General features: G+C 31.2%; 30 protein-coding genes and 1 riboswitch. Of the genes, 27 read left to right on the top strand and 3 right to left on the bottom strand.

The window, feature by feature from the left end; translation table 11 throughout:
- Nucleotides 1–264 precede the first annotated feature (264 nt).
- The 18 genes from LZZ90_RS00550 to LZZ90_RS00635 all read left to right on the top strand — a co-directional run bounded on the left by LZZ90_RS00550 (nt 265) and on the right by LZZ90_RS00635 (nt 13,749).
- A complete protein-coding gene (locus LZZ90_RS00550; RefSeq protein WP_237788734.1) occupies nt 265–564 on the top strand; it encodes a hypothetical protein in 300 nt (99 codons plus the stop codon).
- A gap of 12 nt (nt 565–576) precedes the next feature.
- Nucleotides 577–1,692: a hypothetical protein gene (locus LZZ90_RS00555; protein WP_237788735.1), complete on the top strand. Its 1,116-nt coding sequence runs from the start codon at nt 577–579 to the stop codon at nt 1,690–1,692.
- A gap of 213 nt (nt 1,693–1,905) precedes the next feature.
- A complete protein-coding gene (locus LZZ90_RS00560; protein ID WP_237788736.1) occupies nt 1,906–2,250 on the top strand; it encodes a hypothetical protein in 345 nt (114 codons plus the stop codon).
- Between the two features lie 288 nt (nt 2,251–2,538).
- Nucleotides 2,539–3,117, top strand: a complete 579-nt coding sequence (locus tag LZZ90_RS00565; protein WP_237788737.1) for a hypothetical protein — start codon at nt 2,539–2,541, stop codon at nt 3,115–3,117.
- 419 nt (nt 3,118–3,536) lie between these two features.
- Complete coding sequence (locus tag LZZ90_RS00570; RefSeq protein WP_237788738.1) at nt 3,537–3,728, top strand: hypothetical protein; 192 nt, start codon at nt 3,537–3,539, stop codon at nt 3,726–3,728.
- Nucleotides 3,729–4,243: 515 nt separating this feature from the next.
- A complete protein-coding gene (locus LZZ90_RS00575; RefSeq protein WP_237788739.1) occupies nt 4,244–4,585 on the top strand; it encodes a cupin domain-containing protein in 342 nt (113 codons plus the stop codon).
- A 46-nt stretch (nt 4,586–4,631) separates the two neighbouring features.
- On the top strand, nt 4,632–5,192 hold the full coding sequence (locus tag LZZ90_RS00580) for an AraC family transcriptional regulator (protein ID WP_237788740.1): 561 nt from the start codon (nt 4,632–4,634) through the stop codon (nt 5,190–5,192).
- A 104-nt stretch (nt 5,193–5,296) separates the two neighbouring features.
- Nucleotides 5,297–5,860 (top strand): AraC family transcriptional regulator, encoded by a 564-nt coding sequence (locus LZZ90_RS00585; protein WP_237788741.1) that lies wholly within the window; start codon nt 5,297–5,299, stop codon nt 5,858–5,860.
- 45 nt (nt 5,861–5,905) lie between these two features.
- Nucleotides 5,906–7,006, top strand: coding sequence for an AI-2E family transporter (locus tag LZZ90_RS00590; protein WP_255702301.1), 1,101 nt, complete (start codon nt 5,906–5,908; stop codon nt 7,004–7,006).
- 395 nt (nt 7,007–7,401) lie between these two features.
- The gene (locus LZZ90_RS00595) at nt 7,402–8,817 is read left to right on the top strand and encodes a DUF6600 domain-containing protein (RefSeq protein ID WP_237788743.1); all 1,416 of its coding nucleotides are present in this window, start codon (nt 7,402–7,404) and stop codon (nt 8,815–8,817) included.
- 255 nt (nt 8,818–9,072) lie between these two features.
- Nucleotides 9,073–10,710 carry a murein L,D-transpeptidase gene (locus LZZ90_RS00600; protein ID WP_237788744.1) on the top strand — a complete coding sequence of 546 codons (1,638 nt, stop codon included), beginning with the start codon at nt 9,073–9,075 and terminating at the stop codon, nt 10,708–10,710.
- Nucleotides 10,711–11,002: 292 nt separating this feature from the next.
- The gene (locus LZZ90_RS00605; RefSeq protein ID WP_237788745.1) at nt 11,003–11,584 is read left to right on the top strand and encodes a DUF1003 domain-containing protein; all 582 of its coding nucleotides are present in this window, start codon (nt 11,003–11,005) and stop codon (nt 11,582–11,584) included.
- A gap of 61 nt (nt 11,585–11,645) precedes the next feature.
- Nucleotides 11,646–12,041: a hypothetical protein gene (locus LZZ90_RS00610; protein WP_237788746.1), complete on the top strand. Its 396-nt coding sequence runs from the start codon at nt 11,646–11,648 to the stop codon at nt 12,039–12,041.
- Between the two features lie 151 nt (nt 12,042–12,192).
- Nucleotides 12,193–12,393 (top strand): general stress protein CsbD, encoded by a 201-nt coding sequence (locus tag LZZ90_RS00615; RefSeq protein WP_237788747.1) that lies wholly within the window; start codon nt 12,193–12,195, stop codon nt 12,391–12,393.
- Nucleotides 12,394–12,611: 218 nt separating this feature from the next.
- A complete protein-coding gene (locus LZZ90_RS00620) occupies nt 12,612–12,767 on the top strand; it encodes a lmo0937 family membrane protein (RefSeq protein WP_237788748.1) in 156 nt (51 codons plus the stop codon).
- A 17-nt stretch (nt 12,768–12,784) separates the two neighbouring features.
- Nucleotides 12,785–13,021 carry a YtxH domain-containing protein gene (locus LZZ90_RS00625; RefSeq protein ID WP_237788749.1) on the top strand — a complete coding sequence of 79 codons (237 nt, stop codon included), beginning with the start codon at nt 12,785–12,787 and terminating at the stop codon, nt 13,019–13,021.
- A gap of 57 nt (nt 13,022–13,078) precedes the next feature.
- Nucleotides 13,079–13,432, top strand: coding sequence for a hypothetical protein (locus tag LZZ90_RS00630; RefSeq protein WP_237788750.1), 354 nt, complete (start codon nt 13,079–13,081; stop codon nt 13,430–13,432).
- Nucleotides 13,429–13,749: a hypothetical protein gene (locus tag LZZ90_RS00635; RefSeq protein WP_237788751.1), complete on the top strand. Its 321-nt coding sequence runs from the start codon at nt 13,429–13,431 to the stop codon at nt 13,747–13,749. Before LZZ90_RS00630 ends, LZZ90_RS00635 begins: the two co-directional genes overlap by 4 nt.
- 42 nt (nt 13,750–13,791) lie before the next feature.
- On the opposite strand, the gene LZZ90_RS00640 is transcribed toward LZZ90_RS00635, so the two are convergent.
- Nucleotides 13,792–15,528 carry a hypothetical protein gene (locus LZZ90_RS00640; protein WP_237788752.1) on the bottom strand — a complete coding sequence of 579 codons (1,737 nt, stop codon included), beginning with the start codon at nt 15,526–15,528 and terminating at the stop codon, nt 13,792–13,794.
- Nucleotides 15,529–15,763: 235 nt separating this feature from the next.
- Here LZZ90_RS00640 and LZZ90_RS00645 point away from each other — a divergent pair, with 235 nt between their 5' ends.
- The 9 genes from LZZ90_RS00645 to LZZ90_RS00685 all read left to right on the top strand — a co-directional run bounded on the left by LZZ90_RS00645 (nt 15,764) and on the right by LZZ90_RS00685 (nt 24,541).
- Nucleotides 15,764–16,300 (top strand): hypothetical protein, encoded by a 537-nt coding sequence (locus LZZ90_RS00645; RefSeq protein WP_237788753.1) that lies wholly within the window; start codon nt 15,764–15,766, stop codon nt 16,298–16,300.
- 856 nt (nt 16,301–17,156) lie between these two features.
- Nucleotides 17,157–18,344 (top strand): hypothetical protein, encoded by a 1,188-nt coding sequence (locus LZZ90_RS00650; RefSeq protein WP_237788754.1) that lies wholly within the window; start codon nt 17,157–17,159, stop codon nt 18,342–18,344.
- A complete protein-coding gene (locus LZZ90_RS00655) occupies nt 18,334–21,072 on the top strand; it encodes a hypothetical protein (protein WP_237788755.1) in 2,739 nt (912 codons plus the stop codon). Before LZZ90_RS00650 ends, LZZ90_RS00655 begins: the two co-directional genes overlap by 11 nt.
- A 264-nt stretch (nt 21,073–21,336) precedes the next feature.
- Nucleotides 21,337–21,606 carry a hypothetical protein gene (locus LZZ90_RS00660; RefSeq protein ID WP_237788756.1) on the top strand — a complete coding sequence of 90 codons (270 nt, stop codon included), beginning with the start codon at nt 21,337–21,339 and terminating at the stop codon, nt 21,604–21,606.
- Nucleotides 21,607–21,629: 23 nt separating this feature from the next.
- Complete coding sequence (locus LZZ90_RS00665) at nt 21,630–21,944, top strand: DUF3892 domain-containing protein (RefSeq protein ID WP_237788757.1); 315 nt, start codon at nt 21,630–21,632, stop codon at nt 21,942–21,944.
- A gap of 57 nt (nt 21,945–22,001) precedes the next feature.
- Nucleotides 22,002–22,154, top strand: a complete 153-nt coding sequence (locus tag LZZ90_RS00670) for a hypothetical protein (protein WP_237788758.1) — start codon at nt 22,002–22,004, stop codon at nt 22,152–22,154.
- A 174-nt stretch (nt 22,155–22,328) separates the two neighbouring features.
- Nucleotides 22,329–22,955 (top strand): hypothetical protein, encoded by a 627-nt coding sequence (locus LZZ90_RS00675; RefSeq protein ID WP_370640601.1) that lies wholly within the window; start codon nt 22,329–22,331, stop codon nt 22,953–22,955.
- Nucleotide 22,956: 1 nt separating this feature from the next.
- Nucleotides 22,957–24,126: a nucleotidyltransferase gene (locus LZZ90_RS00680; RefSeq protein WP_237788759.1), complete on the top strand. Its 1,170-nt coding sequence runs from the start codon at nt 22,957–22,959 to the stop codon at nt 24,124–24,126.
- Nucleotides 24,098–24,541 carry a hypothetical protein gene (locus LZZ90_RS00685; protein WP_237788760.1) on the top strand — a complete coding sequence of 148 codons (444 nt, stop codon included), beginning with the start codon at nt 24,098–24,100 and terminating at the stop codon, nt 24,539–24,541. The genes LZZ90_RS00680 and LZZ90_RS00685 overlap by 29 nt, the downstream gene beginning before the upstream one ends.
- 489 nt (nt 24,542–25,030) lie before the next feature.
- Here the strand turns inward: LZZ90_RS00685 and LZZ90_RS00690 are convergent, their stop codons facing one another.
- Both LZZ90_RS00690 and LZZ90_RS00695 read right to left on the bottom strand, forming a co-directional pair.
- Nucleotides 25,031–25,507 carry a lipocalin family protein gene (locus tag LZZ90_RS00690; RefSeq protein ID WP_237788761.1) on the bottom strand — a complete coding sequence of 159 codons (477 nt, stop codon included), beginning with the start codon at nt 25,505–25,507 and terminating at the stop codon, nt 25,031–25,033.
- A 306-nt stretch (nt 25,508–25,813) separates the two neighbouring features.
- The gene (locus LZZ90_RS00695; protein ID WP_237788762.1) at nt 25,814–26,128 is read right to left on the bottom strand and encodes a hypothetical protein; all 315 of its coding nucleotides are present in this window, start codon (nt 26,126–26,128) and stop codon (nt 25,814–25,816) included.
- A 163-nt stretch (nt 26,129–26,291) separates the two neighbouring features.
- Nucleotides 26,292–26,387, bottom strand: a riboswitch (SAM-I-IV-variant riboswitch).
- Nucleotides 26,388–26,489 lie beyond the last annotated feature (102 nt).

The raw sequence follows: 26,489 nt of genomic DNA on the forward strand, positions 1-26,489 counted from the left end.
AATTGATTGTAAATTCTTTGTATTTTTACATCTGAAAATATCGAAAATATAAAAGCGTAAGCTATTTTATTCTTGCAAGGGAAAACTGGTAATTTAAATCTGCACTAGAATAAATAGACTCTACGCCCACCCTCTGGCGTGGGCTGTCTGTTTATTTGTGTAGCGGTATACCAGTACCTCCCTTGCAGTAAGCTTTCAGTTCCACGCTTCGTGTTTCTAATCACTTCTGTTCAGGAACTAACAGAAACTAAAAAATGTTAGTTTATGAAAAAAGTTACTGTTTTGACCTTTACATTAATCGGTCTACTATATTTTAACTGCAATTCTTTTAAAAAACCTAAATCCACTAAGTACCACATCGCCGAATTGGAAAGACTTCATGATTCATTAGGTGAACGCAACCGATTACTTTTAAGAGAGTATTCCTATAATGTTGTACATAATAAACTGACCCGCGACCAAGCTTTCGATCGTGCGCAAGAAATGAAAAAAATTGGAGAAAGACGTATCGAGATTCAACACCAGATTGACAGTTTAAAATTACTTCCAACACCAAACAAATAGTTTAAACGCCTTATGAGACTAAGACCTTTGTTAAGTACACTTAAATTCGTACTTATTCTATCGACATTAACAGCACATTCACAAGATATTGAAATTGGGCAAGATGCTGAGTTTGTAAAACAATTTGTAGAATATTCAACCAAGAATCACAGAAAACCTGATCATTTTGGAAATAGAGCAAACTCATATTGGACTTGTGATACAAAATACTATAACGGCGAGATAACAGAAGTCTATCAATGTTATCAAAATCAATTACTATATGATTTTGGCATAAAAGCCAACTATTGCAAACGCTTTATCATGGAAAAAGACAAACTTTCTTATGTCCTGACACAATTTGAAAACGTATCTTTTAATCAATTAAAGCAGAATTATGCTACACTACATTCAGAAAACAAAATTGGTGATTTCTATTTCTTTGATAGTTTCAAACACTACTCTAAAATTTACCTTTCCAAAAATGGTCTGGCTACCATTGAAATGAGGAAAACTGATATTTCCAAGCTACCGAAAAAAGTACAACAAACTATTAATTTAAGACTAAAAAACTTATACGATTCCGGTTTAGATAATCAAAAAAGCAACTACCCTAATGAAATGGTTAGTAAAAGACCTCAAATCAATAACGATTCATTAAATGATGAGCAGATAAAAATTATATTTTTCACTGGTAAATTTGAAAAAATGATTAAAAAGACCTTTTCAAAGTGTGGCAATGAAAAGAAGAGAATTAGCTTGAATATATTTAATCTTGGAGAGGGAGACTCTGAAGCAGATGTAACAGGATATTGCATTGACGGAGAAGACTATGCCACTATCACACATGTAAAATTAATGACTGAAAATTTGTATAATCAAAATTTCTTTATCTTTAGACACTACTATTTTCAAGGCATTCTTAGGCTTATATTCAGAACATATGGGTTAGACTTTTCTGTTGATGAAACTGAAGAGCAATTTTCATATAACAACGATGATAAATCCATGTTGAAATTTAAATTATGGAATTACAACAATCTGAGAAATGCAAAAATTGAATTGTACTTTAATGACAAATTCAACAGAGATTTGATTACAATAACTGAAAATAGTGACAATTCATTTACTGTTCACACGACTTTATGATTCAAAAAACTAAGTTTCTTTCAGTGTCTTTTTTTTATAGAGGAAGGCACTCAAAGAAACATTTGCTATTACAGCATAAAAAGAAATACGACATAACCTCTTTGACTCATTTATAGAGTCGGTATACCTGTTTGCAAAGTCCTCCCTTTAATAAAAGATATGCAACAGGTATTTTTTATGAAAAGTTGTGAAGGTTACCTCAAAAACAAAATCATGGTAATCAATAAAACAAAACAGCTTTTTGGCGAATTCAAATTGCAAGGCAATTGGACAATTAAAACTCAATCCTTCGAGGGTGATTATTGTTTTAACGGTAATATCTATATTTCAAGAGAGGTTCATCTTCGTATCGACAAAAAAATAATTTTTCAGATGGTTCAGATAACCAAATTACTTGTAGAGATTAACAACGGACTGGATTATTTAATTGTCTTTGAAAATTCGAAAACTAAAGAAAAACTATTCTTTATTGACCAACTTAGTAAAGCTATGATTGAAAGTGGTGATTTCTTACCTGAACACAACTATTGTACTTTGCTATTTTCTAACGAATATTAAATTGGTCAACGGACATCTTGTTGGTTCCTTTTTCTGGAACCAACAAGATGTTCGTCATTCATCTTTTTAATTATTCTCTTTAATTCAATTCTTAAATAAGTACTTAATTATAAGTGCAAAATTGGTGTTTTTGAAATGGATGATTGGTTTAAATTGAAGTGCATTTTTGGTGAAACACAAGTGCAAGATTGGTGTGATGAAATGCAAATTTGGTGATAAAAAGTTTCTTTAGTGTTGCGCAGTGTTTGCGCTTTGAGTACAGTTACAAAAATTCTAAACAGCATCGTAATGGGTAATGAATTAGCTCCATACAAACCAAATATCGCTTTTGATAAAAAACTAACAATCATTGTTCCAAGTCAAATCCTAAGCAATCAAGAACTATCATTCAATGAAAAACTTATTTTAGCTCTGGATTTCACTTTAAGCAAAAAGAAAGGATATAACCAGTTTTCTAATGCTCGTGTGGGGCTTCTACTCCATTTGCATCAAAATATCGTTTCATACTGCCGTAAAAACCTTGTCTCGCTTGGTTATCTCAAAAAAGAGAAATCAAAATTTATCTTGACAGATAAATTCAAAGAAAACACAGTTTGTGATTTCCGAGATATCATCCTTCCTTATCAAGTTTACAATTTCAAAATGAATACCGGAGCTAAGTTACTTTGGGGTGAATATAATTCGATGAAAAAAGGCAAAAAAGCCTATTTTGCATCTCGTGAATATTCTGCAAATAGGCTTAATTGTAGTGTTGAAAGTATCTCAAATTGGACAAAGCAGCTTTTTGAAATGGGCTTTCTGAAGCATTATGAAGTAATTTCTGGATATGAGAAAAAGATTAAGATTGTGATGACAAAGGAATTTTGAAGTCCAATCTATGATTTACTCAACTTTCTTATTTACAAACTATGAATCTTTAAAATCATCTGTTTTGCATAAAAAAAAAAACAACATACATTCTGTTTTAAGTACTGTTTTCTAATTATTAAATTTTAAAACTCAATGTATCTCCTGATTATATACACTACCTACCTTACCATCAAAAAACTTTCAGTTGAACACTAAGAAGAGGAGATTATCAATTCAAACAACAGTATTTTCCAAAAACGCAACATACTATAATTCAAATTATTACATTTAAACATTAATTAGTCGTATCTTTGAAGTACACTACACAGAAGACTAAAGACCTTATTTATTTTCACCCGAAAAATAAGACTGGCACTCAAGCTTCCGATATAACAAATATTAAATTTTTAATCGATAAATTCGTAAACCATTTTAAAATGAAGCAACAAGAAATCATAACTGTTTTTACAACTATCCCTGAAGATGTTAAAAAAAAACATACCGTTATAACTACGTATCCTGAACTCGACAAGTTTTTTGAAAAAGGAATGTATGTTGAAAACATTGTACAAAGTTGTTTAGCCGATGGGAGATGTGCAATAACATTTGTTTTAAGACACTACAGCTAATTATTACTTATGTAATGCTCAAACACGTAATATAGCTCTAATATAGTATAGGGCTCATATAACGTTGTTTTGTATTAAAGTAAGTTATCGCAATCAACTTTTATTGGTATTGATTTATATTTACATATGAGATATCGTCTAGTTTTCCGTTTGAAATAAATGCTGTTACTTAATTTCAAGATTTTACATCTCTTTCAATCGGATATCTTTTCTCAATGTTTTTTTTATGAAAAGTTTAATTGTCTTGGCACGAGCAAGTTGCCCATACCGGAAATCTCGAAGTAACAAACCTCGAAGGTGATTTATTCAAAAACAGTACTCTTTTATAATATTTGGCTTCGATTCTTCAACAAACAAAAGAACTAAACATGACACTGATTATAGATAAAACAAAAAAATACAACTATTTTTTAAGAAACTAATTATCATATTTTTACAAATAAAACTTGTTTTTGTAATAAAAAACCCATATACATTAAAATTCCCTACTGCATGAAACAACAAAACAAATTGTCATGGATACTACAGACCTTGAAAAAGAAAAATCTCATATAATTGTTGAAATTATTCAATACATACCCAATGCTGTTTTAAGCAAAACGATTATAAAAAAAGCTACTGGAAACATCACGGCCTCTTCCTTTGATGCAGGAGAAGAATTGGCTGAAAAAACATCACCGTATGACAACTATATTCAAATTATTGATGGATCTGCCGAAATTACCATTAACGAGAAAACACATTTTTTAAAACTGGGAGAAGGAATAATTATTCCGGCTCATGCTAAGCATTGTTTTAATGCCAATGTGCAATTTAAAATGATTTCAACAATAATAAAAAGTGGTTATGAAGACTAGAAAGATTGTCTTATGTTTCCAAAATTGAAACTACAATCACAAACAAATGAAGCTCTACATAAAATACATGGTTAGCATTCGTTGCAAAATGGTAGTAAAATCCGAATTAGAAAAAATGGGAATAGACTATAAAACCCTAGAATTGGGGTTTGTGGAAACCTGTAATGACTTAAATACCTCCCAAATAACAAAGCTAAAAAAAACGCTGTTGAAGTCGGGTCTTGAGCTCATGGATGACAAAAAAGCCGTATTAATTGAGAAAATAAAAAAAGTGATTATTGAAATGGTTCATTACTCCGATGAACTTCCTAAAATAAAATATTCCGACTACATCAGTGAAAAATTAGGTCAGGATTATACACATCTGGCTAAGATTTTCTCTGAAGTAAAGGGTATTACCATTGAACATTATATCATTGCCCATAAAATTGAACGGGTGAAAGAATTGTTGCTCTACGAAGAACTCAACCTCACACAAATATCCTACATTCTTAATTACAGCAGTGTTTCACATCTCTCACAACAATTCAAAAAAGTCACCGGGCTCACTCCTTCCTTTTTCAAACAGCTAAAATCTAAAAAACGCATCGCTTTAGAGAATATCTGAATTATATAACTTTTTTCAAGAATTCCATAACAGCTTGGTTATTTCAAATCTTAACTTTAACTAAATCAGTAAAAATTGAGATTTTGAAACTTTATATCAAATATATGGTAAGTAACAGCTGTAAAATAGCTGTAAAAGAAGAATTAAGGAAACTTAATCTACGTTCTGTTGTCATTAAGTTAGGAGAAGTTGAAATAAAGGGAAATCTGCTTTTGGAAGACAAGCAAAAGCTTAACAAAAGCTTATCAGCTTACGGCCTTGAACTCATGGAGGATAAAAAGTACATTCTGGTTGAGAAAATAAAGAATTGCATCATCGATATGGTTCATTATTCCAATGAAAAAATCAAAATAAATTTTTCGAATTATTTAAGTGAAAAACTGAACCATAATTACACTTATATGGCTAATATTTTTTCGGTAACACAAGGTCTTACCATCGAACAGTTTATAATTTCTCATAAAATAGAGCGCATAAAAGAATTAATAATTTACGGTGAACTCAACATAAGTGAAATCGCCCAAAAGCTGCATTACAGCAGTGTTGCCCATTTGTCAAACCAGTTTAAAAAATTAACCGGAATTTCTCCATCCTGTTTTAAACGACAAACTGTAAGACAACGAAGTCCTATTGAAAACTTAGGAGCGCCGGGATATTTGGCAACATAATTCTTAGGATACGCATGAATTGATTGTGAAATAAAAACATCTGTCATGACGATAACCAATACATCCATTATAAAAAAAATTTTGTTGCTTATCCTTGTTTTCACAGGGATATATTATTCAAAAGTGTTTCTGATGCCTTTACTTTTTGCAGGTATTTTAGCCACACTTTTTTTGCCTTTTTGCAATTGGATGGAAACAAAAAAGCTTTCTAAAAGCATGTCAGTTCTGCTATGTTTTTTAACCCTTACAATTATTGTTTTAGGTATAATCCTGCTTTTATCCTGGAAAATTTCAGAATTAATTAACGATATAGCTTTGGTAAAACAAAAAGCAATTGAAACCGGCATTAACATTCAGGATTATATCTTCAATCATCTGAACATTACTGTCGAAGAACAGTTTAAAATACTGAAAGATGAGCAGCCATCCTATTCCAGCATTGTACAGATTGTAGTGGGGTCTTTAACCTACATTTTCAGCAATTTTATCCTTGTAATGGTCTATTTTATTTTTCTACTGTATTATCGTATACACATAAAAAATTTTATTTTAAAACTTGCCGGTATTTCACAACGAAGCGAGATGGAAAAAGTTATTTACAGTGCTTCAAACATTGCACAACAGTATTTAATAGGCCTTTCCAAAATGATTTTTTATTTGTGGATAATGTATGGTGTTGGTTTCAGTAGTATTGGAGTAAAAAATGCGGTCTTTTTCGCCATTCTTTGTGGCTTGTTGGAAATCGTCCCCTACATAGGGAATATTTTTGGTATCACAATCACTGTTTTAGTAAGCGCCTTACATGGAGTGTCCTTCCCAATATTAATTGGAATTGTGATTATTTACGGTACCGTTCAATTTATACAAGGTTTTATACTTGAACCACTTCTGTTGGGACCACAGGTCAAAATCAATTCGTTGTTTACTGTTATAGCCTTAGTTCTTGGCGGATTGCTATGGGGCATAGCGGGCATCATTCTTGCTATTCCAGTTACTGCAATATTCAAAATCATCTGTGATAATGTGGAAACATTGAAACCTTATGGCTTTTTGATTGGTGTACCCAATGGCATAATAAAAGAAAAAGGGTTTATTGAAAAAGTAAAAAACATGTTGTGGCATTTCAACACTAAAAAACAACTTTAGCCAGACAAGAAGACTGCTGGCTTTCTTTAAAGCTAAATCGGTAATGGTTCCGAAAATCCATAGACAACAGTAATAGTAGGAATTATGCAACTTATTTAAAAAGTTGTATAACACTTATTTACAAAAATATAACCAACTTTACCTATGATTAAGATACTTCAATAGTTCGTGAAAACATATAAATAAGTTTTAAAGCGACATATTAACAGATGAAAGTTCGATTTTGATTAGTTTGTTATTTGACAGGGGCTGTTGGTTTCAATAGCCCCGCTTTTTTTATAACCGTAAAAGGCAATAAAAATAAACACAGGAAATTTCATGTGGTTAAAATACTGGATAAAGTCAACTTCATCTTAAAAAGATTACTACTAAAAAAATAAATTAAAGATAAACTTATGAAAACAATAAAAAAAATCGCGATGCTATTCGTTTTACTTACAGTAACAATATGTTTGGCACCGCAAAAAGCAACCTCTCAAATATCTGTGAGTTTTCAGTTGTTTTACGATGATTTGAGTCCTCACGGGTATTGGGTAAATGACCCAAATTACGGCTATGTTTGGGCTCCAAACGTCCAGCAGGGATTTTCACCTTACAGTACTAACGGGTATTGGGTTTTTACCGATTATGGCTGGACCTGGGTATCTAATTATTCTTGGGGCTGGGCGCCATTTCATTATGGACGCTGGTTTCATGATCCGTATTATGGCTGGCTTTGGGCTCCCGATACGGAGTGGGGACCGGCATGGGTTACCTGGAGACAATCTGAAGGGTATTACGGATGGGCCCCAATAGGTCCAGGCATAAGTATTAACATTGCTTTTGGCAGTAGCTATAATCTGCCCTATAATCAATGGACTTTTGTTAGAGACCGTTATTTTGGAAGCCCTAACATCAATAACTATTACGTAAACTCATCGAACAATGTTACGATAATTAACAATTCGACAGTGATCAACAATATCCAAACCAATAATACCACCCGATCAAAATATAATGCAGGGCCGGATAGAGCCGATGTTCAAAAAAGAACCAATGCCCCGATTCGACAGCTATCTTTAAAAGACAGAGATCAGCCGGGACAACGTTTGAATAAAAATGAACTACAGTTATACAAACCCCGTATTGAGAAAAATGATACGCAAGGTCGAAAACCTGTTCCTCCCAGAGTGGTAAATAAAGAAGATATAAAACCTATATCCGAAAGAAACAAAGAAGCACAAGTTTTAAAAGAAAATCCAAAAGTTAACCAAAACCGTAATAAGGAAGTAATTAAACAGCGGGATATAAAAAATCAGAGTAGCGAACCACGGGTTAAACCACAGAATGTCCCAAAAAAACAAAACGGCCAAAATAAAGAGTCTGGTAACCGACGTGAAACACCTCAAGGAACTCAGCAACAACGAAGTGAAGAGCTAAACAAACAGAAAGAAGCTCAGCAAGAACGTGGGAATCAACAAAATAAACAGAGAGATGTTCAACAACAACGAAGTGAAGAGCTAAACAAACAAAAAGAAGCCCAGCAAGAACATGGGAATCAACAAAATAAACAGAGAGATGTTCAACAACAACGAAGTGAAGAGCTAAACAAACAAAAAGAAGCTCAGCAAGAACGTGGGAATCAACAAAATAAACAAAGAGAGATTCAGCAACAAAAAAGTGAAGAGTTGGATAAACACCAAGAAATACTAAGAGAACATGCTGAAAAACAAAATAAACAACTGGATGTAAAACAAGTCGAGCTTGAAAAACAGAGAGTTGAAAAACAAAGAAAAGAGAAAAAAGATTTTGAAGAGCAACCGGTTAAATAAAATCAACAGTGTTTACTCTCTTTTCGAAATGAAAAATATTTGCACTGCTTTTACTGAATTCTTACTTGTTGATTATGTAAATGGATAACCTGGCAAGTACGAAATACTAAACTCTAAAAGCAGTGCAATTTTATCAAAAAAAACATCTTATATTATACAAAATCACAGTTTATTTAATAAACGTTTTTATTGTTACTAAGATGTTTTTATTCTTCTGATCTGTTTTGTCTTCGTTTATTTTCTAATACTTGTAAAATGAAAACAATCACACAACTATTTTTATTAGTTGTACTAATTACTTTTAGCTGCAACGATAAAAAAGATCTTACGACTAAATCAAGTATCTATACCGATAAAAATTATTCGGATTTACAACTTGAAGAAGCAACCTTAACTGCTTATTTTAAAGTCAATCCAGAGACAGAACCCATTAAAAATGAAGTTTATAGATTTTATCGAAACCGAAATTTTCAATATGCATGGTTTACCAAAAAAGGAATGACACAAGCGGTACCTAATTTTTACAGTCAATTGGAAAGCTACAGCATTACTTTTAAGGATGATAGTTTTAGCAACCCTGAACTGGATACCCTTATTACCCTTATTAAAACAGACAAAACCAGCACCAATCGTCGCGAAAAAAGCAAGGAGCAATTAGAAGTATTGCTTACCACCACATTCTTTAAATACTCCAAAAAAGTATATTCCGGTGTTGCAGAAAATTTGAATCAGTTGGACTGGTTTATTCCCAGAAATAAGAAGAACTATCAGGTTTTGTTAGATTCACTGGTTTTAACAGACAAGAATCATTCAACTTATGAGCCTTTTAACCAATACTATTTAAATTTAAAACAAAAATTGAAAGAATATAGAAGTATACAGGAAAAAGGAGGTTTCCCGAAAATCGAAACTACTAAAAAACTGTTATTACGTAACGATAAAGATTCTTGTTTAGTAAAGGTTAAACAGCTTTTAGTCTTAACTGGCGACTTAAGTATAAACGATAAAACTAATTTTTATACAGACAGTTTAGTTTTGGCAATAACTCGTTTTCAACAGCGATTGGGTTTACCTGAAACCGGTAAAATAGACGCTGAAACTTTAAACGAACTGAAAAAGCCTATAGATTTTCGCATCAAGCAAATTATACTCAATTTGGAGCGATTAAGATGGATTCCTGTCGAATTTGAAAACAATTACCTATTGGTAAACATCCCCGAGTTTAAACTACATGTTTTTGAAAACAAAAAATTGATCTGGACAACCAACGTGGTAGTTGGAAAAGAAGCCAAACAAACCAGTATTTTTAAAGGAGCTCTTTCACAAATCGTTTTAAACCCATATTGGAATATTCCAAACAGTATTGTTCGGGAAGAAATTCTACCAAAATTAAAACAAAACGCCTCCTATTTATCAAAAAACAATATGGAAGTTTTAGCGGGAAATCAAGTGGTCAATCCTTCAAAAATAAATTGGAACTCCTATAAGGAAACTATTCCTTTCGAAATCCGCCAAAAACCCGGGAAAAACAATTCTTTGGGAAAAATAAAATTTTTATTCCCCAATAGTTTTAATATTTATTTACATGACACACCCGAAAAAAGGCTCTTCAATCAAACCGAAAGGGATTTTAGTCATGGCTGTATCCGGGTTGAAACCCCAAAAAAGCTAGCGCTTTATTTACTGCGAAACGATAAAAAATGGAATCCTTCAAAAGTGGAAAAAACTCTAGCAACTAACCAGAATATCGAAATTTCAATTAATCCCTCCATACCGGTTTATATAACTTATTTCACGGCTTGGGTAGATAATAAAGGCCGGTTAAATTTCCGAAATGATATTTACAATCTGGATGAGCAGCTGGAAAAAGAAGTTTTTGCAAACGAACCTTAAAACCAACAGAAATACAAATTAATGACTAATAAATAAACTGTGAATAATGTAAATTATAAAAATAATTATACAACACGTGCTAAGGATAATTGCGGAACTTTACTATAGAAAATTAGCTTAACGTTCATAAAATTTTAGAAGAGATTGTCTGAAACATAATTCAACCGCAATAAACAAAACCTTTGAAGTAGCAGTGATGTTGTCAAAAAACAAAACAATATACTTTAACGATAACTTGTACGACTTGTGCTTCGATTCTGTTAAGGCAGTTTCTTCTTTTTTTTAAATTACAATGAAAAAGGAATCCATAGACAGTCAATTATCGGACGAGCAAAAACACCTCGATAAATTACATAAAATTGTAAAAGACACTCTTGATGCCGAGGAGCTTATTATCCATAACCTTTTGCACCCACCATTAGAAATATTGACTTCAGGACAAAAAGTATCTGATAAAGTAGCGCGTTTTGGAGGGAGTTGGAAATTCATCATCTCGTTTTTCATAGTATTGGTACTTTGGATAATTTTTAATGTTCTGGCTATTGGGTACCTCAAATTCGATCCTTACCCTTTCATTTTACTGAATTTACTACTTTCCTGCATTGCCGCTTTACAGGCTCCGGTTATCATGATGAGCCAAAATCGTCAAGAAGAGAAAGACAGAAAAAGAAGTGAAAACGATTATCTTATTAACCTAAAAGCCGAAATGCAAATCCGGAGCTTAAATAAAAAACTGGATGTGCTGCTGGAAGAACAGATTAAAACATTATTCGAAACCCAGGAAAAACAGTTTGAATTACTAAAAGAGATAAACCTTAAAATCAACAACCATAAAACCGGAAATAACAACACCGCTAAACAAAAGCTGCCATGACAATTGGCTGTCGGTTAGCAGATATAATAACAAACAAGTTTGAAACAATAAAATTAAAAAGATGGAAGCAGTAAAAAAAATAGGAGTTTGTATGGATAGTGCAAGCGCCCATGTAATACAATTTCTTTCAAAACCTTCTGAAATAGCAACAATACGATCAAAATTTACCAAAGAGGAAGAAGAAATTGTTTCACGTAAAGGTGAAAGTCATATGCACAACAAAGAACAGCATATGCAAAACGAATATTATAAAGAATTAGGTAATATTATCCTGAACTATAACGAAGTTATATTGTTCGGCCCAACAAATGCTAAAGCAGAATTGTTCAATATTTTAAGAGAAGACAATCGTTTCAGCAAGATTAAAATTGAAATGAAAGAAACCGACAAAATGGACCATGATCAGCAACTTTCTTATGTCCAAAGCTATTTTTCAAACACCCGTCCATCGGCTTGATTTAAAACTTAAGTAAAGAGTATCTCTTTAAAAAGAGCGGGCAACATAAAACTAGGAATATTGCAAGTATTAAACGGAATGATATAACATAAAGGATATACAATTGATGACCTTTACATAACAACAATTATGTTGTATTAAATAAAACATTATGGAAGAAAACAAAGCAATTCCAACTCCGGTTGCAGGCAACTGGGCGGATCAGAAAAACAAGTTAAAAGGGCAATTTCCAACTTTAACAGATGCCGACTTGCATTTTGAAGAAGGTAAAAAAGAGGAAATGCTAACAAGAGTTCAAGCAAAATTAGGTAAAACGAAAGTAGAGTTCGATACTATAATTTCAAAACTTTAACTGCTTAAAAGTAGGAATCGTTAAGTTTTGAATTTAACGATTCTTTTATACAATATGATTACTGCAAAGCTAATGCGTTTTTATAGCGCAAAGCACATCAAAATATAGATAAAGCGAAAAGGATTCCTATTCTTAAAAATTCGTAATCTAACACAAAATCGTATAATCCGTTCAACGATTATACCCTTCGAAAAAACAACTAAATTAAAACAAATATTATGGGTAGTTTACTTTATACATTAGCTGTGATACTATTGATAATTTGGGCAATAGGCTTTTTCGGTTACAACGCCGGAAATCTTATTCACATCCTGTTGGTTATTGCTATTGTAGCAATATTATTAAGAATCATACAAGGAAAAAAAGTAATATAAATTTAAAAGAACAGATTATGGAATCAGGTAAAGTTATGTTAGGAGTATTAGGTGGCTTGGCTGCCGGGGTTTTGTTAGGAGTTTTGTTTGCTCCTGCAAAAGGATCAAAAACACGAAAAAGAATCCTTAATAAAGGAAAAGGATATGCCAATGGCTTAAAAGATAAATTTGAAAAAATTTATAAAGAGGGAGCCGATAAATATAATGGCTTATTATCAGAGGCAAAAGATAAAATTTCTAAAAGCGAAATTTAACCGATAGAGCATAAACAACTGATTTTAAGATGTCTTTTTTCAACTATTTTACAAGTAATGGAAAATAAAACAACAGCAGTAGAAAAATTAATTGAAAACACAGAAACTTATATCAAAACCACCGTAGAATTGTATCACTATAATATAATCTATAAATCGGCTGATATAGTATCTGCATTAGCAATTAAATTGGTAGTTATTATTGCCGTTGCTTTATTTTCTTTCCTTATAAATACAGGAATAGCTCTATGGATAGGAGAACAATTAAATCGTACATACTACGGTTTTTTTATTGTGGCTACTTTCTATCTTTTGGCATTGATACTAATTTATGTTTTTCGGAAAAATTGGATAAAAAAACCGGTCAGTAATTTCATTATCAATCAATTGTTAAAGAATAGCCAAAAATGAAAACCCTAGATGAAAGTGAAGTACTGGCAAGTAAAATTGCTTTTCTGCAAGTTAAACAGGCGGAAGAATTGCGTTTGCTTAAAAACCAATTTCATAATGTTTATGAAAACTTAAAGCCTTGGGAATTATTAAAAAATACTTTATATGATGTTATTTCTTCTTCAGAAACAAAAAAAGAAATTGCAGCAAGCATTATCGGTTTAGTCTTTGACTATTTATTTAAAAAGAAAGCTTCTAATTTACAAGCCAAAAGCAGTATAATGGGGACTGTTGCCCTGTTTTTGATCAACACTTTCAATAATTGGCGGGCGAGTTAAAACAATAAATACATGACATAGTATTACTTATTTAATTGCTTTTTACTGATACGGAACCAGTAGCGGCTTTGAAATTTCAAAACTCTGCAAACCAAAATCATAGGTTTTTATAGCATTTGTTTTAAATTCGGAACCTGCATCCATTGGAAGATTTGGATAATATGAAAATGAAAACTGAAAAGCATTAAAAACCAGGTAATCATTACTTATGATAATTCCCGCTCCAAGTTGGGAGTAGATTTTACTGCTCTTAAAACCACTATTTTTCTGTCCTAATGCTCCCATGGTAAAACTGAGGTAGGGGTTTAATCTAAAACCCAAAACTTTCCAAGGAGAGTAGCCCTGCGTCTGGAATGTAAGCAAAAAACGTTTGGTTCCGAAAAGTGTTTGGTTTTTAAATCCTTCTATTCCAGGATTTTCATTCAAAGTCAGTTTGTCTGAATTAGACTCCAAACGGTTTGCTCCAGCAATAAGCTGAGGTTTAATAAATTGTCTGAATTTCCAATTTCCCATTTGATATAAATTGGTAAAATAGACCGCGTTGAAATTAAGCGCATTCTGTACTGCTTTTGAATCTTTAAAAAAGGTTCCGTATTCTATACTGCCACTTAAATAACCAAATTTATAATACTTGCCCATCGCGAATCGGGCTCCCGAATAAAATTTATAAACACCATTTTTTCTTTGGTAGCCACTGGTTATGTTGTATAAAATTCCCGATGCAACATCTTCTATGGTATTGTAATTGAAGATAAACTTATCTTGAGTAAATTTACGGGAAGAGATACCAATGGCAACCAAATATAAATTTTCGTTGGTGAATATGCCTAAACTATCGGCTAACACTTCTGATTTCTCAAGATAGTTTTTAGTATAGTAACGGGCACTTGTAATTAAATTGGTGATCCTTTCGTATTCCGTATTTCCCTTAAAAATCTGAAAGGCATGTCCGGCCCAGTAATCCTGAGAAACAAATTTGAAGTTCTGGATATGTGCAACCTGATTTCTGTCAAAAGATGTTATTTTTACATATTGTTTATCAAGATATGCGCCGGCTCCCCAACGGGTATAGGGCGAAAAAAAAGGCCGCTCTACATTGACGGATTTTAAATAATAATCCTCCAAATCCACCTTATACAGTAAGGTAGCCTTGATAAAGGTGTTTAAAATACTGGGAATCGTATAACTGGTATTGTAGCCGTTTCGACTACTATTAAGACTGTTGGTATAGGCATTTAAAAACTCGTGTCCTGTTCCAAAAAAGTTCCTTTCCGTTAGATCAAAAGTAGATTTTGAAGATGAAATTGAAAACACGGGAATCAGACTCCATGAATCCAGAACACGTACATAGACATCCACAGAATCAGAACTTTCTGAACTCAATTCTGTAGTAATTTTAACACCTCTTACATAGCGTTGACTTCGAATCAACCGCTCCGATTCTTTTGCAAGAAGAGAATCCAAAAGAGTATTCTCTTTTAGTAAAAGTATATTTTTTATTGTCCAGTCCCGGGTTTTTAGATGTAGTGAATTTCCTGCTCTGGCGATATATTGTTTAGGTTGCTCGGTACTGTCAACTTCTGAATAACCAAAGGGATCAAGAGTTGTTATAGTTATCCTCCGGATTATTTTACCCTCACTTTGAGTATAATGCTGTTTTTTTATTTTGTGTAATGCGATGTTCTTAAGTTCTTGCTTGGCAACTGGTTCAAAAATTAATTTATGTAAAAATTTGGTGAATTTTCCTTTTTTTGAATACTTCTCAATATTGAGATACATTTTAGAGGTGTCTTTAGCTTTCGGATTATCTTGAGCAAGTATGAATTGACAACTAAAAAGTATCAAAAAAAACAATATCAGTTTATATTTTAAAAACATCACGGCTTTAATTGTCAAAATTACAAAATAAACATTTAACCACCTGTAAATGTGTGAATTATGAAAAATATGATTATAATTCTAAAACTTAATATAACTACATTTATAGAGTATTAATTTTTTAAATAACAGAAACATGAAAACTACATTTATAACAGCAATAGCCTTTTTATTTTCATTAAATTTTCAGGCTCAGAATGTAAACATTAAAGAAACGACTAAAACAACAGTTACCACTGTAAAAAATTCTGACGGAGACAAAAAATTCACAAAAAATGAAAATGTCCGAGAAGTTCAAAATATTGAATTAAAAGATGTGAAGCCTAATACTTTAAATACAGAAATGAAGGAATCACCAACCCAATCAACCATAACAACTAAAATTACAACACCAAACGGAACAGCGACTTCAACTAATGTTAAACAATCTTCTTATTATTTGATAAATGGCAATAAGTATTTGCTAAATCAGGATGGCTCGGGTTATGTTCTTAGTTCCGGAAATAAAAAATCTGCCTTATTAAGAAAAACGTCTACAGACAGTTATGTCTACATTTCAAAAAACAAAACAGCTGTTGGACATTTTGATGCAGAAGGAAATTTGATTGTTGAAACTTATGACAACAAATCTGACAAAGTAATAACTGAAACCTATTTAATTACTAAAAAATAGCTTCCTTGAAAAATTAATTTAAAGTTTCATATACACTGCGAGGTACTAACTTAATTTAGAAATAGAAGAAAAGAAACAATTATCACTAAACGACAAAAAATGGTCAATTGTTCATATAGGTTTATTTGTATTATTTGATTTTTGAAAGTACTGATCAAATTCAAAATCATGCAAAATTAGTACATAAAAGTGTTTAAACTTATATAATCTTAAGATACTGGAGGTACCACTTTAAAAATCCGTAATTAGCTTATAAATAAGTCTTTACGGATTTTTTTGTTTTCAAGGGTGCTGATTTAGGTGCAAATAAAACTCCTAACCACATAGGACAGGTATCTAATTCAATTATTTGTTTAGAAAAAGAAACATCTTGAATAATCCCCAATCACCTACAAATACTAAAGCATTTAACAACTCAACAGTAAAACTTTACATCCAAAAAGGAGGATTTCGTATGTAGGCTAAAAGTCCTGCAAAAGGAAACCCAAAACCTACATGCAACTAACCTAGAATCCTTAAAACCTGCTTAGAAAAGTATTGAAAATAGAACCCACCCCCTCTAAAAAATACCATTTCCTTTTTAAATACAACCCGTAATAATTGGGCATATATCCTGAAACCGGATAGTTTCTTTTCAAATATGTATTTACTCTTTTAAAAAACAAAAGAGAAACATTTACAAACCCTCTATTTCTATTACCCTTTCTTTGGCTGTTCGAAATTTTATACAAATCTTGTCGTTTTATCGAACAAATCTGCATTTTATCGATTTTTGACTTTTTAACAATAAAAAAATTGTCATTTTATTTGACAATAAAAAAATTGTTACTATTTTTGACAATAAAATAATTGTTAAATGAGAAATGTTGTAGGGCAAATAGCTTCAAAAGAAGATTTTTACTATCGTAAAAAAGAGATCGGAACAATCATGCGTAATTTAGATGCAAAAGCAAACATTCAAATTGCCGCCCCACGAAGAGTTGGGAAATCATCTATACTATACTACCTAAAAGACAATCCCTCAAAAGGATATATCAATCTTTATATTGAAGTAGAGAGCTCTCGAAGTAAAAACGATTATTACAGAAAGATATTTCGAGAGATTTTAAAAAGTGATGTGATAAGCTCTACAAAAAAAATAGCTGAACAGTTTAAATCAAATAAAAATGGTTTTCTAGGAAGACTTAAGGGAATAAAACTAGCCGGATTAGGATTTGATTTTACAGAACCCGAAGCTATTGATTATGAAGAAGAGCTAACTAATCTCCTCTTAGGAATTGATTTAGGAGAAGACAAATTAATATTAATGATTGATGAATTTCCGGAAGTAATGTTAAATATAGTTGAAGACTGTAATGGAGACATAGTTGAGGCAAAGAAATTCCTTCAATCAAACAGGGAATTAAGGAATAATCCAAAGCTACATGGAAGAATTCAGTTTATCTATACCGGATCAAACAGTCTTAATTTAACGGCAGCAAATCTAGAATCAACATCTTTAATCAATGACTTAACTGCCATTTCTGTAAATCCTTTATCCGCTGATGAAGCAAAAGACTTAATATTAGAAATTTTAAAAACCTATAAATACACCATTTCACAAGAACAACTTGATTATATGGTGTCTCTTGTAGAATGGAATATCCCTTTCTATTTTCAATTATTAATTCAGGAAATAATCAATCAAATTGAGCCAGAAGATATCATTACAAATAAGATAATAGATGAATCATTCTTTAAAATAATGGATCAAAGAAATGATCATCATTTTGAGCACTACGTTAGAAGGCTAAAAAGAGTATTCAATGAAAAAGAATTAAGATTTGTCAAAATATTTTTAAATCAACTAGCTCAAAATGAAAAAATATCAAAAGGGGATGCGCAAAATATGTCGCATGGAATATTAACAGAAAGTGAAACAAAGAAAGTACTCGAAGCCTTAAGGTATGACGGCTATGTAATTAATCAAAGTGAAACCGGTAATTTAGAATACAAATTCAATTCTCCAATTTTAAAACAATGGTGGTATAATCATGAATGCTAAAGAAGTAAATATATTTCTACGAAATAACACAGGCAATAAAGCTAAAGAGGCACTTATTGACGGTTTTGTAATACGAACAAAAGTTTTCAACAATATTTTTTCCGAAATTATGTTGTCAAAAACCGATAAACCTGAGCAAAATTATCTTGTAATAGGTCAAAGAGGAGCCGGTAAGACAACATTGCTTTACCGTCTCAAATATGCTATTGAAGATGAGCCAAAGTTAAGCCCAAGGATCATCCCAATTATGTTTTCAGAAGAGCAATATAACTTAATGGATCTTATAAATTTATGGGAAAGCATTGCAGAACATCTAGAAGAACATGAAGGATTTGAATTTTTACAAAAAGAGATTACAAGTATAGATATAAATCATTCATACAGAGAGGAAGAAGCTTATGAATTAATTGAGAAAAAATTAAGTGATCTAAATAAAAAAGTTATAATCTTTATCGAAAACATTGATGTTTTTTTTAAAAAAATCGGCAAGAATGGGCAAAAAAGATTAAGGGAAGTATTAACAACCTCTAAAACTATAAGGCTCATATGTTCGTCTACAACTTACTTTGAAGGCATAATAAATTATACAGATCCATTTTATGAGTTTTTTAAAATAATTCAATTAGACGGCTTAAATAGAGCCGACAGCGTAAAATTGTTAGGCAAATTAGCCGAGCAAAGAAATCAAACTTTACAAATTGAAGAAATAATAAATAATTACCCAAAGAGACTTGAATCATTGAGAAGATTGACGGGTGGAAATCCTAGAATAATTTCGTATTTGTTTCAAATATTTTTAGATAACGAAGACGGGAGGGCAATTATTGACTTATATAAATTATTAGATGATATAACTTATTTATATAAGGCAGAATTAGACCAACTTTCAGCTCAGCAACAAAAAATTGTAGATTCAATAGCAAGAAACTGGGATGCAATTTCTACGAAAGAAATATCTCAAAAAACAAATATAGATAGTAAACACATTTCTTCTATTTTAAACACTTTAGAAAAAAATCAAATTGTTGAAAGTGTCTCAACGAGAACTAAAAACAACTTATATCGTCTAAAAGATCGCTTTTTAAACATTTGGTATCTAATGCGATTTGGGAAGAAAAGAGAAAAAGAGAACGTTATTTGGTTAGTTCGCTTTTTTGACACTTGGTGTGACCAATCTGAATTATCTAAAAGAATCGACTCCCACATAATGAATCTCAAAGCAGGAAAATACGATGTTATTGCGGCTTTAGATATGGGAAATGTTTTTCTCTCGTGTGAAAATGTTCCACATGAACTGAAATATAATCTATATCAGACAACTAAATCAGTCTTACCTAAGCAATTAATGAAAGACTTAATAATTTCTGATGATTCACTAGGTGATTCTATCCGAAAATTAGTTAAACAAAAAGATTGGGAAAAGGCTATTGAAGCTTTAACAGAAATCAAATCTACTGAAAAAAGATTAGCACTAACCAGTTGGATATATTTAAACAAAGGCGAAGTTAAAACCGCAATTGATTCCCTCGAAGAGCTTTACAAAATATCTCCCGATGGGGATTTAGCATCTTTAATTGGGGATTTATATAAAATGGAACATTTGAGTAGCAAAGCCATTTACTATTACAACGAAGCATTGAAATATGACATTTGGATTTCTTATCACAAATTAGGGGGGATCTATTCAAATGAATTAGGGAATTTCTCTGAAGCTGAAAAATATTACAATTTAGCTATTGAACATAACATTGATGAGTCTTTAATAGAGTTAGCTGAAATTTATTTTTTAAATAACCAATTAACCCAAAGTCAAAAATTAATTCAATCAGCAATTGTAAGTGGGAAAAAAGACTTAAAAAGCACCCTTGCTGCTATTTTTATGAGACAAGACAAAATTGAAGAAGCCATTTCAACCCTGGAAGAAGCCATCAAAGACGGCGAAAAGGATGCCCTATTAAATCTCGGAAAATTATATTTAACGAAAGATAATCCAGAAATAGAAAAAGCTAAAGAAATATTTGAAAATGCCATAAAAAAAGAAACTCCGGGAGCATATAATGCACTCGCAAAACTCTATTTAAAACAGGACAATAAAGAAGAAGCAGAAAAAGCATTATTAAAAGGTATAGAAAAGCATGATGCTGAGTCGGCACATTTATTAGCCCACTTATACATTGAAAAAGATAATTGGAAAAAGGGAGAACAATTTTTTCTAAAATCAATAAAATGGGGAAAAATTTCATCCATAATGTGTTTAGCAGAATCTGTTTTCTTTGAAAAAAAGAATGAAAAAAGAGAATTCATCCTAAATCTATTTGAAAAGCATTATCCAAAAATCCAAATTAAACCAGCGATGGTTATTGGATATGCAAGATTTCTTCTTTGGGATGATCAAATTGAGAAATCAATAAATATTATAAAACAAATCAACTCAAAATTAATCAATGTTCTTGAGAAAGATGGGGCAGATAAATCTAAAGAAAATATTATAGATGAATTAACTGTCTACTTAATACTATTAATATCTAAAGGTCAATTAAATATTGCATATGAGTTATTTTCCAACAATGAATTTGACTACAAACAAATTCTAAAGCCTGTTTATTATGCATTAATGAATTATATGAAAGATGATTATCCCAATGAATATTTAAAAGCTGGAAATGAACTTAAGGAAACAATAGACGAAATAATAGAAGAAATAGAAAATTTTAAAAAAAATTATTAATGTAGTATAATGTAAAAATAAAAAAGCTCCAGAAAAGTACCAGTTTTCTGAAGCTATAAAGAATTGGATAATGAAAGCTTGAGACTTTACTTCACCGGATTACTCCGACTGTTACACCTATTCTATTGTACAAAGGTAAACATTGAATGCCAATGTTCAAACCCTACACTACAATATTTCTTTTGTAAATCAACAAGTCTCCGTCATCAGTATCCTCACCGACGTTATCAGATTGAGAAATAAATTTAATAAATCATAAAGAATATGGCATCAATTGTTACCTATGATATTCCATCAAAACATGTGGAATTCAAAAAAGAAATGTTTGCATTAGGCTATAAAGATCAAATCTCTGGAAAAACCTGCAAAATAATTTATTTCCCTAACACTACCTTGTATCATCCAACCAACACTGCATATACTGCACGTGTTGAAGTTCAGAAAGTATGCAAAAAACTAAATGTAGAATTAGAAAGATGTATTGCAACCATATGGGAAGATTGGTCAGCAATTTGCGGAGAGCCTTTTAAGTAATATTAATATATAAAAAACAAATTATGAGTAAATCAAGCCATTATTATATATCCGGTGTATGGAAAGATACACACGGTAGAATTACAGATGTGATGTTAAACGAAGTAATCGATGACAGCTCGTTTAAAAAAGGGATAAAGAAAACCAAAGCTGAAGTTATACAATTAATAAAGAACAACTATATAGTTAAAACTGTTGTTTGGGAATACCCTCGCTGGTCAATTGGCGCAAAGGTGTCCTATGAAACGGTAAATTATGTAGAGTATTTAAGAACAGTTCCTGATTTGAATATTAAAAACAATATAGATAATTCAATCAGAATGGAAGCCTTTTTTTAAAAGCAAGAGCGGAACTCCACAGCTCTAAATGGAGAAGTAATAATCAAAAAAAACAACATGTCAAAAAAATTACAATCAAACGGAGATGTAAGCATTTGTCACAATGGCAATTGCATTCATGCAACCGGTCAGAATGCAAATTTAATTGCCACTGGAGTATTCACAATGTTCTTACTCATTGGCATCGCTGCATTAATTAAAGACAATTAAAAAACATAAAGGGGTGAAATGCCCCTATTTATAAACTAAAAAAAATAAAATGGGTGAATTATTAATTACAATTTTAAAAACACTTTTTACAAAAGGCGTTACAGTCTTATGGGAAAACAAGAATAACCTTTCTCTGTATGTAAAAACACTATTCTGACATATCGAAATAAAGAAATCAGATTTTCTATTAGTTATCTTTTTCGAATAAAAATTCCTAATACAAATTCTTATTTACTGGTTTTAAATAGAAGGATAGATAATCAATTACAACCAGTTGGAGGTGTTTACAAAAGATATGGGGACGATAAGCTATTCGAAAAATGGGAATATACACCGGACAGTAAGAAAAATGGACTTGATGTAGATGAAGAAAGCTCAGAAGATTTAAGATTTAAAGTAAAAGGCAAACATGTCATAGATGTTATTAAGTGGTTCGAAGAAGGAAAAGAAAGAGAGATAAGCGCTGAACGAGAATTTTACGAAGAACTTTTAAAACCAGGAATTTTAGATAAAAACATCTTTAACAATATTAAGTATAAGCATCTAAAAAGAGTTTCGAAAAATTTAAAATGGAGTGAACATTTCAGTTGTTATGAAGTTTTAATATATGACATATTGGAGTTATTACCTTCAGAGCAGCAAAAGGAACATTTGAAACAATTAAGCACACAAAGCTTAGATTTAAACAAAGGATATGCTATTGTCAATTTTGACGATATAGAACAATTAAGATTGCTTAACAATGGTAAACAAATTGCAAGAATAGGCGAACACACTAAATTAACAATAAACAAAAATTAATATGATTGATATATTCCATAATTATAGATTACAAAGAGAAGAGCTTTTAGCAAGAATTGCTCAAGAACTTCAATTAGATAAAACAAGGTTAGAAAAAATGGAAAGCGCATATAATGCGGTTTATGATTTACTTAAAAAAGATGAGAGTTTCTTTCAAGATTTAGATATAGAGATATATGCTCAAGGATCAAAAAGAATTGGCACGACAGTTAAACCAATAAATGATGAAGATTTTGATTTGGATACTGTAATGCATATTTACGATTTATTTTCTAAATATAATCCAACTCAAATTTACGATGCTTTAGTTAAAGTAATTGAAAGCAATGATTACTATAAAAGTATCTATGAAAAAAAGGATAGATGTATTAGACTTAATTATAAAAGTGATTTTCATATGGATATATTGCCTGCATGTATGCAAGATATTTATGATAAAGAAAAAATTGCAATTCCTGAGAAACGATTGCAATCTTGGTCGTCTGGAAACCCAAAAGGATTTGCAGAATGGTTTTTAAAAATTGCTGAAAGCATTCAGACATCCATGCTAAGATCTTATTCCGGGCAGCTATTAGAAGCAAAAATTGAATCTGAACCATTACCCGATGAATTATACATTAAGACACCTTTACAAAGATCTGTACAGCTTATTAAAAGATACAGGGATCTATATTACCAAAATAGAGAATATCGAGTTTCAAGTATAGTATTGACAACATTAATGGCGAGGTTTTATAATGGCGAAGAATCAATATTTGATTCTATTGACAATATTACTACGAAAATTAAAAGCAGTTATTTGAATGCGGTAAATTCCAACTTAAGATTCAAAGTACTTAATCCTGTTGACGAAAATGAAGATTTTACCGACTCATGGACTAATAAACATTACCAAAGCTTTTACACCTTTATTGATGATTTTTACAATAATTGGCAAAAATTAAAAGATGATTTTGAAATAAGTGGCAAAGATTACATTGAATTGTTCGGAGAGGGGATTTATAAAAAATCATTAACTGAGCAGATAAAAACCTTCTCAAACAGCTCTACAGATGTTTTTGCAAAAGCTAATGGATTAATCTTAGGAAACAATGCTTTTACTAATCCACAAGGACAAATTAACGAAACTAAAGGAACAAAGAATGAGCCTCATCACAATTTTGGAGAATAAAAGAATAGAAAATTATAAAAAAAACTATCGCATTTTATTGGAAATTGAAAAATACAACGTTGAGAAAAATTGTAATTGGTTAAATATTGAAATAAAAAATAGAGTTCTAACCGGAAAAGGAACATTAAAAATTGGTGGTAAAACTTATCCGATTGAACTCTATTATTCTCCTTTTTTTATCGACACAATAAGAAGATTTGACCTGATTTACATTAGAGATAAAAATATCCAATATAACAGTAATATACATTTGTATGGAGATTTAAGCCTTTGTCTCTACCATCCAAAAATTGACAAACCAATGTTAGGAACAATACCTTTAGCAAGAATGATTCCCTGGATATCTGAATGGTGTGTTCATTACGAAGAATGGAAGAAATATGGTGTATGGCTTGGAAGGGAAATAAAGCACTAACACTATCAAATTTTATTTTTAGACTTAGATTTTTTTACTAAGATTAGGATCAAATATATTTAAGCAGACATTTTTAAGAATGAAGAAACCTACGTTAAAACTCATTTCTTCATTTATAACAAATGGTAGTAAATTTGAGAATGACACAAAGATTCCTAATAAAAAATGTACTTATCCTTTCCAGTTAATCCAGACTAAATACTTTCATAAAATATATTCCTGCTAGAAATAGTATGAAGATTATAAGTAAATAAATAAATTTCTCATAATTTGGTCTTTTTTCTTTCTGTTGATATCTTCTTATCCATTCCCCAAAGAGAATTATAAAGAACAATATACAGAATGGAGTAGTGTAATTGTCATCAAAAGCAGTATGGTCAGATATTATGATAAACAACCTGCACAGTATTAGAACTATTGTAAGCTCTAATATATTAATCATTATTTTAATGATTTTTGATGGCTTATTCGGTTCCATATTTCTTGTGTTTAGTTTGTTTTTTCATAAATTCTTACTTCTTGCCCTTCTGAATAATTAGTCGTGTGAGGATTAGTACCGGTGGAACTTGTTTCATACAAATACAACAGACTCAATTTTAAGCTTGTTTGTGTTAACTCCAACACTTTATATCTGGCTTTGTATATAATTACATTACTACTATTTCTCTGGACATCTTCGACGATGTTATTTGTGAGGGTGTATTTTCCAATCTCAGTATATTGCACACAGGCACCACTTGAATTTGTATCACCATACTTTGTTATACTACTTCCATCATCAAAAAACTGTGTTACGTCAAAATTTGTATTGCATGTATAACCGGAAAGAGGAGTTCCGTTTTCAACTATTGAGGTTAAGTGCCATTTATTAACGATGTTCCCTTCTCCGGCGGGACTATTATCACTATCACTTGAACATGAAAATAATGTAATTACTGAGATTAATAAGATTAGTGTACTTTTCATAATTGATGTTTTAATTGTTTTACTTGACTTTATTGCATAAAAAAAGGACGTGAGGTTTCCAACCTTGCAGTCCAAGCGGTATCGCCAAATACCAAGCAACAAACAAGTACTAACTCACGCCCCGTAAGGGCGGAGCATCAGACTTATTATTTTGTTGCTTTTTAAAATTTGGCGATTTTCTTGAACAAATAACAGCTTAACGCTTCCGATAAATATATTTTGACACTCTAGTTTTCTATACTCCTTGATTTTGAATTCAAACAAAAGTAATAAATCTAACTAGATATTTCTGACCTTTTTAAAGGTTCACCTCTTGGTTTTAAATTTGGATTCATATTGAATTTGTGAGAGACATTGTTTGTCTGCAAAAGCTAACAAAGTATCGTTCCCTTTTTTATTGTGTTCGTAGACGGAAATCTCAACAGGAAATCTGTCATGCTCGAACATGTACTTAAAAGTTACAACTGCGTAGTGCTGCTTATCTCTCAATAAAGCAAACTCAATACCGCCGTACATAAACTCTATTTTATCTTTATTTATAAATTTCAGGTATGTTTGAATACCAACAACAGTACCATTAAGAAATTCGTCATTGTAATCTCCAACGTAGGTAATAGGCATTCTAGATAAGTCAATTGTATAGAATCGACCATCCAAGTCTAGTAAAACTTTAAAAGTAATATCCTCAAAAAAGCTTTTTTTAAATTCAGTATCAACCATTAAAACCATAGTAACAGCAATGTTAGATTATAACATTACAGAAACAAGAACAACTTAAAAAAGGGAAATAACATATTTTTCCAAGTATGGCTCATTGTTTTAGCACCTTCGCCTGTTTAGGCAGGTTGCTATCCCACCGAAGGGATTCGTAATGATTAACAAATATAAAAACTCTATTTATTTAAACAAGTTTTTACGTCAATAAATAGACCATAATTACCGTTTAACACCTCAACTAGTTCTTTTGCTACTATCTACTATA

Source organism: Flavobacterium sp. SM15, from assembly GCF_022012335.1.
In the GTDB taxonomy this organism is placed as follows: Bacteria; Bacteroidota; Bacteroidia; order Flavobacteriales; family Flavobacteriaceae; genus Flavobacterium.

Coding starts and splice junctions, on each gene's coding strand:
- LZZ90_RS00550 (WP_237788734.1), top strand. CDS start 265: ATGAAAAAAGTTACTGTTTTGACCTTTACATTAATCGGTCTACTATAT.
- LZZ90_RS00595 (WP_237788743.1), top strand. CDS start 7,402: ATGAAAACAATAAAAAAAATCGCGATGCTATTCGTTTTACTTACAGTA.
- LZZ90_RS00660 (WP_237788756.1), top strand. CDS start 21,337: ATGGCATCAATTGTTACCTATGATATTCCATCAAAACATGTGGAATTC.
- LZZ90_RS00620 (WP_237788748.1), top strand. CDS start 12,612: ATGGGTAGTTTACTTTATACATTAGCTGTGATACTATTGATAATTTGG.
- LZZ90_RS00585 (WP_237788741.1), top strand. CDS start 5,297: ATGGTAAGTAACAGCTGTAAAATAGCTGTAAAAGAAGAATTAAGGAAA.
- LZZ90_RS00650 (WP_237788754.1), top strand. CDS start 17,157: ATGAGAAATGTTGTAGGGCAAATAGCTTCAAAAGAAGATTTTTACTAT.
- LZZ90_RS00690 (WP_237788761.1), bottom strand. CDS start 25,507: ATGAAAAGTACACTAATCTTATTAATCTCAGTAATTACATTATTTTCA.
- LZZ90_RS00625 (WP_237788749.1), top strand. CDS start 12,785: ATGGAATCAGGTAAAGTTATGTTAGGAGTATTAGGTGGCTTGGCTGCC.
- LZZ90_RS00655 (WP_237788755.1), top strand. CDS start 18,334: ATGAATGCTAAAGAAGTAAATATATTTCTACGAAATAACACAGGCAAT.
- LZZ90_RS00610 (WP_237788746.1), top strand. CDS start 11,646: ATGGAAGCAGTAAAAAAAATAGGAGTTTGTATGGATAGTGCAAGCGCC.
- LZZ90_RS00635 (WP_237788751.1), top strand. CDS start 13,429: ATGAAAACCCTAGATGAAAGTGAAGTACTGGCAAGTAAAATTGCTTTT.
- LZZ90_RS00575 (WP_237788739.1), top strand. CDS start 4,244: ATGGATACTACAGACCTTGAAAAAGAAAAATCTCATATAATTGTTGAA.
- LZZ90_RS00640 (WP_237788752.1), bottom strand. CDS start 15,528: ATGTATCTCAATATTGAGAAGTATTCAAAAAAAGGAAAATTCACCAAA.
- LZZ90_RS00560 (WP_237788736.1), top strand. CDS start 1,906: ATGGTAATCAATAAAACAAAACAGCTTTTTGGCGAATTCAAATTGCAA.
- LZZ90_RS00680 (WP_237788759.1), top strand. CDS start 22,957: ATGATTGATATATTCCATAATTATAGATTACAAAGAGAAGAGCTTTTA.
- LZZ90_RS00670 (WP_237788758.1), top strand. CDS start 22,002: ATGTCAAAAAAATTACAATCAAACGGAGATGTAAGCATTTGTCACAAT.
- LZZ90_RS00645 (WP_237788753.1), top strand. CDS start 15,764: ATGAAAACTACATTTATAACAGCAATAGCCTTTTTATTTTCATTAAAT.
- LZZ90_RS00665 (WP_237788757.1), top strand. CDS start 21,630: ATGAGTAAATCAAGCCATTATTATATATCCGGTGTATGGAAAGATACA.
- LZZ90_RS00570 (WP_237788738.1), top strand. CDS start 3,537: ATGAAGCAACAAGAAATCATAACTGTTTTTACAACTATCCCTGAAGAT.
- LZZ90_RS00600 (WP_237788744.1), top strand. CDS start 9,073: ATGAAAACAATCACACAACTATTTTTATTAGTTGTACTAATTACTTTT.
- LZZ90_RS00615 (WP_237788747.1), top strand. CDS start 12,193: ATGGAAGAAAACAAAGCAATTCCAACTCCGGTTGCAGGCAACTGGGCG.
- LZZ90_RS00695 (WP_237788762.1), bottom strand. CDS start 26,128: ATGCCTATTACCTACGTTGGAGATTACAATGACGAATTTCTTAATGGT.
- LZZ90_RS00605 (WP_237788745.1), top strand. CDS start 11,003: ATGAAAAAGGAATCCATAGACAGTCAATTATCGGACGAGCAAAAACAC.
- LZZ90_RS00580 (WP_237788740.1), top strand. CDS start 4,632: ATGAAGCTCTACATAAAATACATGGTTAGCATTCGTTGCAAAATGGTA.
- LZZ90_RS00685 (WP_237788760.1), top strand. CDS start 24,098: ATGAGCCTCATCACAATTTTGGAGAATAAAAGAATAGAAAATTATAAA.
- LZZ90_RS00630 (WP_237788750.1), top strand. CDS start 13,079: ATGGAAAATAAAACAACAGCAGTAGAAAAATTAATTGAAAACACAGAA.
- LZZ90_RS00590 (WP_255702301.1), top strand. CDS start 5,906: ATGACGATAACCAATACATCCATTATAAAAAAAATTTTGTTGCTTATC.
- LZZ90_RS00555 (WP_237788735.1), top strand. CDS start 577: ATGAGACTAAGACCTTTGTTAAGTACACTTAAATTCGTACTTATTCTA.
- LZZ90_RS00565 (WP_237788737.1), top strand. CDS start 2,539: ATGGGTAATGAATTAGCTCCATACAAACCAAATATCGCTTTTGATAAA.